The sequence below is a fragment of the Sinorhizobium sp. BJ1 genome (genome assembly GCF_002531555.1).
GTDB lineage: Bacteria > Pseudomonadota > Alphaproteobacteria > Rhizobiales > Rhizobiaceae > Sinorhizobium > Sinorhizobium fredii_B.
In genome coordinates this window covers 1-9,404 of the sequence record NZ_NWTH01000023.1, presented here as the reverse complement: position 1 = coordinate 9,404, position 9,404 = coordinate 1, and the positions used below count along the sequence as shown (strand labels likewise).

Genomic DNA, 9,404 nt, shown 5'->3' with positions numbered 1-9,404 from the left:
GCCATAGTCGTGCACTTAGAAACGGTAGGTCACGCCTGCGCCGATCAACCACGGATCGATTTTTGCCTTGCCGCTCAGCGGGCCGAGAACGTCATGATCAGCCTTCCAGTCGGTTTCGAGGAAGATTTTCTTTACATCGAAGTTGACGCCCCAATGGTCGTCGACCATGTAGTCGAAACCGACCTGCAGCGCAGCGCCCACATGATTGTCGACGTCGAGATTATGGAAACCGGGCTTTTCGCTCTGGTTGTAGAACAGCGAGTAGTTAATGCCCGCGCCGACATAGGGCTTGAAGGCGCCGAAATCGGTGAAATGGTACTGCAGCGTAAGCGTGGGCGGCAGCAGCCATGCCTTCCCGACGGGCACGCCGACGGCGCCATCTTCCTTGATGTTGGCGTAGGTCGTGCCAAGAACGAGTTCAGCGGCGATGTTGTCGGTGAAAAAGTAGCTGATGTCGAGTTCCGGGATCAGCGAGTCCGAATAGGAAAGGTCGGAGCCGGGCACGCCGTCGATTGAACCACTGTCCTCAGTGAGGACGCCCAAACCGCGCACGCGGATCTGCCAAGGGCTTAGGCCAGCCGCTGCGTCCTCTGCCACCGGAGTAACAGGCTGTGATGTCGGGTCCGCGGCGGCGGCCCCGAATGCAAACAAAGCCGCACTCACGCCCGTGATCCATCTCAGATGCCGTGCGCCATTCATGTTCATTTGACGTCTCCTTGAACAGCAATAATTGAATCAGCAATAACCGTTGCAATAAAGACCGGTAGGCTGCGCGTGGCGGCGGCATGTTGATCGAGATCAACCGTGGTTAAGAAGAACCGCTTTATCAGGCGGAGATGGCAATGTGTCGCATGAAGGCCTTTCGGCTCCAGCTGCGATTTGGCCACGTTGAAGTACAGATAGGTTGGGCGAGCCGGCCTCAGTGACCGCTGCTCCCCGGCCCTACCGCCTTCGCGGGCCCACGCCACATGATGCCGCCTGCATATGACGGACCGGTCAAATCGCCCAGGAGACCGATGTCTCGCCCGCCACGCTCAACCGCGTCCGCAAGCGTCTTGGCCCGAACAAAGTCACGACCCTGGCGCAGGGTGAGCCGGTGCCCCGCTGCGAGCGCGATAGGCCGGGAGAGCTCGTACATATCGACAACAGGTGAATCGGCAAATTCAACCGAACCGGCCACCGCGTCGCGATCGCACCGGGCAAAGCAACGGCCGCGGCATCAGTGGAATACGGCATCTGGCCAACGACGACCGCTCACGCCTCGCCCATTGGAAGTCCTCCCGACGAGACGTTGGCACTCGTGTTTGCGTTTTCACTTCAACAACTCTGTTTCTTCAAGGCTCACGGCGTGAAAGGATACATCGCGTCATGACCGACAACGGCACCGGCTTCCGCTATCCAAGCGCTGCGGCTCAGCATCCAGCACATCCGCACCAAGCCCTATACGCCCAAGACCAATGGCAAGCCCCGAGCGCCTCGTCCAGATCGCCCCGTGCGAATGGGCCTACGGTCGTCTGCCTCTTCGCCGGTCTCAACTCCGCCGTGTCATGCTCACCGTCGGTGGGTACCCCTCGTCGTGCTGCCGGCTCAGGGGACGAAAGGACTTCGGGATCCGGTGCTTGGTGACGGCGCGCGGTTGGCGCGAGAGGCGACGAGGGGGCGGCTTCGTCCATCATCCACCAAAGTAGCTCCTGATCGTAACCTTGCGCTAGGCAGGATCATTGGCGAATTCACAGCTCGCTGCGGCGCGCTGGGCTGCGCAGCGGCGTCCCCGACGCGCCTCGCGACCGGGTCTTCGGAATAACGAGGGCACGTGCTGCCATCTACATAAACCCCAGTTGGATCAAGGCCGCCGTAGATGTCTGGCGACGCAGCCCTAACAGACGACGGTCCGGCGAGGTCCAGCGCCGGCGCAGACTGCGCATCGTCACCCAAGCCATACGGTGTGGGCGCATTCAAATCAACTAAGGGCTCAAGAGTAGATGTCTGGCGACGGAGCGCCGACGAAGGTCCTGACCCCCTCCATTGAAGGGAAACCCGGTTGCTCGCGGCCTTGCAATCCCAGCACCTGGTCCGCCTCGACTGCTTGTAGGTAGTTCCGAAGGATCGCCAAATCCGCGTCCATTAGTGTTCGATTTCGACCCGATCCCCTGAACACCGTAACGTCTTCCTGGAACGCGTCCTGCTGCGGCTGATTGCCATTGAGCCGGCCAACGATGCTTCCCCTATTCTCCTTTTTCAGCCAGTCACTGAGCGCGCGAAGACGGGTAGCCCGCATATGAATAGGCCTCCTCTGCTCACCAGTCGAGGCTCCAACGTCGCCCGCGGCGTGCCACACCGCGCCGTTGATCAGGCGGGCGTCCGCGGGATAAGGTTCTAGGGCGCGAGGAGCTCGACCGAGTACCTCGTCTAGCGTTGGGAGCGTCCCAGGCATGAGCTTGTTCACCGACGACACGACACTCCGCGGGCCACCACCATTGTTGATGTAGTCCCGCACATCGGCCACAAGGGAATCTTGGCCAAGCCGGCCCGCAATTTGGCCCCGATTGTCCTGGCGAAGCCAGATGCTCAGATTCTGTACATCAGTTCCCGCGTTCGCGACGGAACGCGCGGGTACGCCCTTGTCGAGGGTTGCTCGCTTGGCTTCGCGAATAAGCGCCACGTCCTCCCCAAAGGCCTGGCTGTAGCCGCGCCGGCGCCTGCCCGAGCCGGTACCATGTTGCAGTCCGCTCACGTGCTCTTCAAAGCTGGCTTGCAGGCTCGCGTCGTCCGCCTGTTGCCCTACCGGCACGTCGGTATTCTGCTGTGTGACGCTTGGCGCAAACGGATTCAAATGCCGAGGATTGAACTGCGAACTATCCATACCGCTCTCGATCTCAAAAATGTATGCTGCGGAGTGCCTGGCACTCCGTCGCTACACCCAGGCGGCGGCGACCACCGTCCACATCCCGGGTTTATCCTAGGTAAGATAGCTTTCGAGAAGCTGACCCGTCAGAAAAAAGCACGTCAACACGCACCATTTCCTCACATGCCCGCTCGGCTGCCATCGGTGCGGAGGAGAAGCCGACCCGTGAACGGCGCGGACACCAAATATCCGCATCTTCAGAGCACCTCAAAACAGCCAGATGGCGCCAGGATCGGGCCGAGGCCTGATCTACTCCCATCTTAGTTACGATGCACTTGTTGAGCAGCAAGACATTCAACTCCTCTAGGCCCTTAGCGCGCAGACGCGGCGTGAAGAAGCGCTCGCGCGCCAGACCCACCTGGATCTCGACCTTCTCCCCGCCCGACGCTGGCGTGCAGGCAACCGACTGCACCAGATAGTGGCCGCACATCTGCAGGAAGCGGCATATTGCCGATCCTTGCCGACGGAGACCGTCTCCATGTTGTCGTAGATGCCGCGGGTGCAAGAAGGTCGAGGCCGTAATCGCGAGCGGGGTCGTTGACCGCCTCTCAAACCGCTTCAACAGAAGCCTCTAATCGGGAACCAACCTGCGGCACGGTACGGTAGTCGCCGAGATCCGCCTCCTTCAACAACTTCCAATAATCGACCAGACGCCAAGGGCTGTTTGTTACGATTCGCCCTCGGTCGTTGCGGAAAAAGGTGGACATGCCGGCATGGCTCCAGATCATCTGCTGGTGCATTCGTTGGATTTTCCGGTTGTAACGTTGATATACATCTAGCCGGCATTCTACTTCGACAAGCTTCTTCTCGCCCATCTGGCGCAGAACACTCAGTACGTAATCGATTTGGCTCTCGATCGTGAAGATGAAGCTTCCGCGATGGCCGAGCGCCGTATTGGGGCCGTAGAGCATGAAGAAATTCGGGAATCCCGCTACAACGGTGCCAAGGTAAGCTTGACAGTCATCATCGTTCCAGACCTCACGTACCGTCCGACCCTTGCGTCCGATCACCTGAACCGGAAGTAGATAACGTGTGGTATCGTAGCCCGAGGCGACGATGACAATGTCTGCCTCATGCATTTCACCATTAATCGCATGGATCGACCTGCCCTCAACACGCGCAGCAGCTTCGTCTACCAGCGTAACATGCGGCTTCAGTAGGGTTCTGTACCAGCCGTTGTCTAGGAGCATCCGCTTGCCGAATGGCGGGTACGACGGGATGACCTTGGCGACAAGGTCAGGGCGCCCCTCCAGCTGTCCCTCGATATATTGTGTGTAAGTCTCGCGGTCGCCGTCGTTAACCGCATTCACGGAACGGTCCGGATGCGGCCAGGCCGGATCCTTCTGCAGGGCCTCGTGCACTTCACTGTCGAAAATCCAACTCAGCCGGAGCCTATACAGCCATTCGTAGTGTGGCACCTCGCGGAACAAGAACTGCACCGGTTCCGGAATCGGCTTTTCAAATTTCGGGAAGGGCGCGGCCCATTGGCGTGAGCGCTGGAAGATTGTCAAGGCACCCACCCGATCTGCGATGGCGGGAACAACCTGCATCGCCGAGGCCCCATTACCAATCACGGCCACGCGTTTACCGTCGAGCGCGACTTCTGAATCCCACTCCGAGGTGTGCATCACCGGGCCGTCGAAGTCGCGCAGGCCCGAAACGTTCGGCCATTTCGGCGTGGTGAAGCCCCCCACGGCCGAGAGGACCACGTTGGTCACGAGGGTTTCTTCCGAACCGTTGGGCAGGCGTAACCGCGAGTGCCAAGTTAGGCTCTCTTCGTCATAGCGGGTGACCAGGCACTCGGTGCCGTAGCGGATGGAGCTCTCGATCCCAAAGTCGCGGGCAACACGATTGAAGTAGTCGTCGATTTCCTTTTGCAACGGGAAGAACTTGCTCCAGTCACCACTGGCAAAAGTGTAGGAGTAGAGATGCCCGGGCGTGTCCACTCCGCAGCCAGGATAGTGATGTGAGTGCCAGACCCCGCCGGTGCTGTCTTGCTTTTCGATCTGGATGTAGGAGATGCCCAATTGTCTTAACCGAATCGCGGCTGCGACCCCGGACATGCCCGCCCCGATGATGAGCACACGAAACCCCTCTGGCAAGGACACCGGCTGCGGAATGGCGCCTGAATATCTCCGCAGCTTATGAAGCATCATGTCAGCGTATTCTGGCGGGATAGGCTCAGCCTCCGACACAGTCAGCATGCGGATCAACTCTTCTGCCGACAGGTCCTGCTTGGCGACTTGTGCGCCGCGGCGCCAAGAGATGATGGCGGCCAGCGCTGCATTGCGAATCTCCGTCTGCAATTTGTCCGCGAGGCCCCCTGAATCGTTGTCGCCCCAGCCACTCTTCACGGGAACAAACGGCGAATTGAGCCAGTACTCCTTTCCTGTGAACTGGTACAGAAGGAGTAGTAGGGTTGGAATATTGGCCGAAGGGAGCGCCTCGGCGATGCGTTGGCGAAACAGGTCGAGGTCAGCAGAGTGAGCCATGATTTAGGTTCCTACTGTTGCATGTATATCCGGATCCACCCGCCAGACGCTGCACTTCAATGCAAGTTTCATGCCTCGGCTTTGGCGTGGTTTCCGCAATCGGCATTAAGAAAGATCCGGCAAGCGAGTTGCCGAATCTCTGATCCAAATCGCGCTTGTGCGCGTCGGCATCGATCACTTCCCCCACGCCCGCGGCAAGATTGCAGCGCCCGAAACCGCTTATGAGGCGAATCGAAGGTCGTGACGGCGGGGGTTTTCTCGGCGCCCTCGTGCCGGTAGCAGGGGCACGACAGCGGGATTATGCGCCTGTGCTGCCTCGGCTCAATCAGGCACGAACAGCCAGCGACTTCTGCATCTGAAACGATCCACTCCTTGATGATCGGAAGTAGGGCTCGGCAGAAACCATTGTGCTAGCATGTCGATATCTCCGCAGCGATAAGTCGGTCCGTGGCGTGTCCTGCAAACGCCTAGAAGCAATATGCGTGCCAAAGGAAGAACTCTTTCTAATACAACGAAATGGCTCAAACGGGCGGTGTCGCATGTCGAGCATTGTCGCACATCGGACGAGCCTCAACGCGACATTGACCTGACGCACTCCGCGTTCAGGGAACCTGTTCGACGACGCCGAAGTTGGCGGCGAGCTTCTCGACCGTGAACGAAACACGATTTTTGGGCCGCTGCAGCCTTCGCCGTCGCGCCGGTTGGAGTGAATGGACATAAACGCGGGATAGGCCTGCGCGAAACTGTGGTTCTGGGGCTCCTAGCATCTCGCGATGCCGGCCAAGGCGCCGTATTCAAATCGGCAAAGCCGACAGAATCGTCGGATATCGCACCAAAGACACCGAGCGTGGTCGGACCCGCCTGTATGATAGCGCTATCGGAACAGCTGCGATGTTGCGAGCGCCTTCGCCGAACAACGAGTGACGGACGATTGCAAAACTCTGCAGAGCTGTCCAATGACGCTGCCGCACCGGCACCTCGCCTCGGAGGAAGGGCTCCAGGCATTTCAATTTATGGCCGCAGCGGCTGGATCGTAGGAATTGTCGGATTTGGCACTGACTGTCCTTATTGACGTCAAAAAGGACAGTGCGGCTATGGATCGAGTTGAGATTGTCGATACGGGTCGGCGTCGTCGTTTTAGCAAAGAGATGAAGCTCCAGATTGTCGCGGAGAGCTATTCGGAACCTGGCTTGTGTGCGACGACGGCGCGGCGACATGGAATATCGCGTTCGCAGTTATATGAATGGCGCCGACTCGCGCGAGCGTGGCAACTGGATGCTGCGTCGCCTGTTGGCGGCTTTGTCCCGGCGCTGCTTGCTCCAGAGGTAGAGCCGGCAGCAGGGTCGTTGCCGACCGCCGGCCGTATGGAGGTTGTCAGCGCCAATGGTCGCCGTGTGATCGTGGACGGTGATGTCGAGGTTGAAGCGCTGCTTCGGGTCTTGCGTGGACTGGAGGCGCTGCGATGAATCCGTTTCCGATGGGAACAGGGGTCAAGGCCTGGCTTTCGACGGGCTATACGGACATGCGCTGTGGCTTTCCCTCCCTGGCGCTTCGGGTGCAGGAGGTTCTGCAGCATGATCCGTTGTCAGGGCATCTCTTCGTCTTCAGGGGGCGCAGATCGGATATTTTGAAGATCATCTGGCATGATGGTCTGGGCGCCTGCCTTTTTACCCGGCGGCTGGAGAAGGGCCGGTTTATCTCCTATGGCCTTTGTCAACTATCTTGAGCACAGCTTCCCGACCGCTCCTTTGGGGGGCGGGGATATTTTGATGCATACGATCCGGATGGGTGAGGACGCCGAGTGTTCTCGACGGTCGCTCAGACTCCTATGCGGGGATTAGTTACCCCATGATGACGGTGCGTCGGAGGGCTGCCTCGCTCTGGCCACGGACGTAGGCGACACGGCTGTCCAAGATAAATTCGAGGATTCCCTCTACCGCGCTCGGCGCCCTCGCTGATGCGGATCGTAGGATGCGTGGTCGATCACGCGCCGAGCGGGACGCGCTGGCCGATGGACCAGATGAACCCGAGCAGCTCCCGCGCAACTGCAGCGGTCGCGACAACCGAGCGTTTACCGCGCGCGGTTAGCTTCCTGTACGTCTTATGAAGGCGTAGCTGGGCCTTCCAAGCCAGAGCAGCGATATCTTGTGAAACTGGCGGGCAACGCTCTTTCATCCACTGCCCGACCTTCGGTGTCGTCCGATAACTCCAGGCGGCTTCGCATAATACCGCCCGTGCAATCGAGCTGCCGGCCTTGGTAATGCCGCGCGGCCTTACGGTACCGCCGCTGCTGTGCTCGCCGGGAGCGAGGCCGAAGTAGGCAACGAGCTGCCGCGGATGAGCAAAACGGGAGAAGTCTCCGACCTCCGCGAGCACAGTGGCGGCGACGATTGGACCGACGCCCTTCAATGCTTGCAGAGCCTGCATCTGCTTAGCCCACGGGGAGTCGGTGATCACTTCTCGGATTTGCTGCTCGATTCCTGCCTTGCGGGCCTCATTATGCTCGAGCGCGTTAAGGTAGGTCTGGAACGCGATCTGTTGCGCCGGATGGGCGAACATTCTGTTGCAGAGCCACATTCGGTGTCGGCGACTCCAAGCCTTACCTTCGAAGCGCAAGTCGCAACGAAGCATGAACGCCTGGATGCGGATGCGGTCCCGGCGGACATCTTGGCAGGCTGCGTGTCGGGCCCGTACCAGGTCGCGCAGTGCTTCATGAAGCGCGTCCGGCACCCAGACATAGGTGAGCTCACCGGCCCGATGCAGACGTGCTAGAGCGATAGCGTCGCGCCGGTCATTCTTGATCCGCTCGCCCGGCTTTCGGGGCGTCAACGAAGGGGCGCACACTCTGCAGATCATCCCCATTGCCGAGAGTTGACGCTGAACGTTGTAGCCGCATGACCCAGCCTCGTAGACGAACTCGATGCCACGATGTCGACGCGCCAGACTCCGAGCGAGCTTGCCGATTGCTGTCGGATCGTTCTTGATCGTGCCGACATGTCGAACCTCACCCGCTCGCCCAGCGTCCGCCACCGCGACAGAAATTGTCTCCTTGTGCACGTCGAGACCAACGAAAGCACAAATCTCTTGCATAGCATTCTCCTCCTTCCTCGCCGGGTCCACGCCCGCACACCCAGGATGCGATCCCGGGTGGGAAAAGGCCATGTCATCTGGCCGAATATGGAGGGCGGCGCGGTCGCGACTTCACCGGCGCAATTGTCCTATTTGTTGTCCGGGATCGACTGGCGCAATCCGCAGGAAACCTGGCGTCCGACACGGGTCGGATAGCATTATTGTATTGAAAATATATTGATTGAATCTGATCGAATGGCTTCATGAACTCGAAGCCTGTGGATCTTCCTGCGGACCTTGCGAGCGCCTATCTGGCGCTGCTTTCCGAGCGTGAGATGTTACGGGCTGAACGTGATCTCGTTGTTGCCGAGCGCGATACCGTCGTCGCCAAACGGGACATTGCGGTGGCGCAAGCCGCCAATGCGCAGGCCATGCTGTCGGACAGTGAGGCCTTGATTGCCAGTCTGGAACTGGCGATCGAAAAGCTGAAGCGCGAACTGCGCGGCCGGCGATCCGAGTGCACGGCGCGCCTGATCGACCAGATGGAATTGCAGCTCGAAGAACTGGTGATGGCGGCGACGGAGGATGAAGCCGCCGCGCAGGCGGCTGCCACCAAGACCGCGAGCGTGCGTTCGTTCACGCGCAAACGGCCGGTCCGAAAGCCGTGGCCGGAGGATATCGAGCGCGAGCGCGTGGTGATCGATCCCCCAGTCACCTGTGCATCCTGCGGTGGGTCGCGCCTGTCGAAACTGGGCGAGGACGTCACCGAGACGCTCGAGGAGATTCCGCGTCGGTTCAAGGTGATCGAGACGGTGCCGTAGCGCCTTGGTTCATCATCCGTCCAAGGTAGTCTTCAGAGGCGGAATTCTGCGGCCGTGAGCTCGGCTGCCAGCTCGCGGCATCGAAAAGCTCGTCCTGGGCGACACTTTGCACCGGCG

At 59.8% G+C, this 9,404-nt stretch carries 6 protein-coding genes and 2 pseudogenes; 3 read left to right on the top strand and 5 right to left on the bottom strand.

The window, feature by feature from the left end:
• Positions 1–15 precede the first annotated feature (15 nt).
• From CO676_RS24095 to CO676_RS24080, 4 genes and pseudogenes are all read right to left on the bottom strand, one after another.
• A complete protein-coding gene (locus CO676_RS24095) occupies positions 16–705 on the bottom strand; it encodes an OmpW family protein (RefSeq protein WP_046118025.1) in 690 nt (229 codons plus the stop codon).
• A 1,267-nt stretch (positions 706–1,972) separates the two neighbouring features.
• The gene (locus CO676_RS24085; RefSeq protein WP_097522941.1) at positions 1,973–2,863 is read right to left on the bottom strand and encodes a hypothetical protein; all 891 of its coding nucleotides are present in this window, start codon (positions 2,861–2,863) and stop codon (positions 1,973–1,975) included.
• 319 nt (positions 2,864–3,182) lie between these two features.
• A pseudogene (locus CO676_RS35430) lies at positions 3,183–3,412 on the bottom strand (IS21 family transposase); the annotation flags it as partial.
• Between the two features lie 41 nt (positions 3,413–3,453).
• On the bottom strand, positions 3,454–5,397 hold the full coding sequence (locus CO676_RS24080) for an NAD(P)/FAD-dependent oxidoreductase (RefSeq protein WP_179875624.1): 1,944 nt from the start codon (positions 5,395–5,397) through the stop codon (positions 3,454–3,456).
• Between the two features lie 1,094 nt (positions 5,398–6,491).
• On the opposite strand from CO676_RS24080, the gene CO676_RS24070 reads away from it, so the two are divergent.
• Both CO676_RS24070 and tnpB read left to right on the top strand, forming a co-directional pair.
• Positions 6,492–6,863 carry a transposase gene (locus CO676_RS24070; protein ID WP_097522940.1) on the top strand — a complete coding sequence of 124 codons (372 nt, stop codon included), beginning with the start codon at positions 6,492–6,494 and terminating at the stop codon, positions 6,861–6,863.
• Positions 6,860–7,123 carry an IS66 family insertion sequence element accessory protein TnpB gene (gene tnpB / locus CO676_RS24065; protein WP_097522939.1) on the top strand — a complete coding sequence of 88 codons (264 nt, stop codon included), beginning with the start codon at positions 6,860–6,862 and terminating at the stop codon, positions 7,121–7,123. Before CO676_RS24070 ends, tnpB begins: the two co-directional genes overlap by 4 nt.
• A 257-nt stretch (positions 7,124–7,380) precedes the next feature.
• Here the strand turns inward: tnpB and CO676_RS24060 are convergent, their stop codons facing one another.
• Entirely contained in the window at positions 7,381–8,487 is a 1,107-nt protein-coding gene (locus CO676_RS24060) for an IS110 family transposase (RefSeq protein ID WP_026617218.1), read from the bottom strand.
• 242 nt (positions 8,488–8,729) lie between these two features.
• Here CO676_RS24060 and CO676_RS24055 point away from each other — a divergent pair.
• Positions 8,730–9,278, top strand: a pseudogene (locus CO676_RS24055) (IS66 family transposase zinc-finger binding domain-containing protein); the annotation flags it as partial.
• Positions 9,279–9,404 lie beyond the last annotated feature (126 nt).

What these genes read in the sequence shown, in the direction of transcription:
- CO676_RS24095 (WP_046118025.1), bottom strand. Translation starts at nt 705, where the DNA reads ATGAACATGAATGGCGCACGGCATCTGAGATGGATCACGGGCGTGAGT.
- CO676_RS24085 (WP_097522941.1), bottom strand. Translation starts at nt 2,863, where the DNA reads ATGGATAGTTCGCAGTTCAATCCTCGGCATTTGAATCCGTTTGCGCCA.
- CO676_RS24080 (WP_179875624.1), bottom strand. Translation starts at nt 5,397, where the DNA reads ATGGCTCACTCTGCTGACCTCGACCTGTTTCGCCAACGCATCGCCGAG.
- CO676_RS24070 (WP_097522940.1), top strand. Translation starts at nt 6,492, where the DNA reads ATGGATCGAGTTGAGATTGTCGATACGGGTCGGCGTCGTCGTTTTAGC.
- tnpB (WP_097522939.1), top strand. Translation starts at nt 6,860, where the DNA reads ATGAATCCGTTTCCGATGGGAACAGGGGTCAAGGCCTGGCTTTCGACG.
- CO676_RS24060 (WP_026617218.1), bottom strand. Translation starts at nt 8,487, where the DNA reads ATGCAAGAGATTTGTGCTTTCGTTGGTCTCGACGTGCACAAGGAGACA.